The sequence below is a fragment of the Aliiroseovarius salicola genome (assembly GCF_027891095.1).
In the GTDB taxonomy this organism is placed as follows: Bacteria; Pseudomonadota; Alphaproteobacteria; order Rhodobacterales; family Rhodobacteraceae; genus Aliiroseovarius; species Aliiroseovarius salicola.
This window is the reverse complement of sequence record NZ_JAQIIO010000031.1, coordinates 1-420: the sequence shown is the minus strand read 5'-3', so window position 1 is coordinate 420 and position 420 is coordinate 1. Positions and strand designations below refer to the sequence as shown.

The 420-nt window shown below is 58.1% G+C and carries 1 protein-coding gene; it reads right to left on the bottom strand.

Features of this window, described 5'->3' with window-relative positions:
- Positions 1–109: 109 nt before the first annotated feature.
- Positions 110–420: aldehyde dehydrogenase family protein (locus O2N63_RS17505; protein WP_271055600.1), on the bottom strand; the 311-nt coding region annotated here is incomplete at its 5' end.

Genomic DNA, 420 nt, shown 5'->3' with positions numbered 1-420 from the left:
ACCAGAAGCGGGCGTTTCATGCCGGCCTGCGCACAGGCGTCCGGCAATTCCTTGATCCGGCCCGCCCCAAATTTCATCGCGGTCGGATAGGACCAGTTTCCTTGCAACATCATGATGTCACCTTTTTCATATGATAGCTTTTCGGGCGGGTCAGGTTGTGGAAGCCAATCACGGACAGCCCGCCACCGCGCCCGGTGTTTTTGCAGCCGGTCCAACAAAGACCCGGATCCAGATAGTCCGCCCGGTTCATAAAGACCGTCCCGGTTTCAACCTGATCTCCCACACGGGCGGCACGGTCGAGGTCCTTGGTCCAGAGGCTCGCGGTCAGGCCAAATTCACTGTCATTCATCAAGGCAATCGCCTCTTCGTCGGACGAGACCTTCATGATGCCCACCACAGGCCCAAAGCTTTCATCCCGCA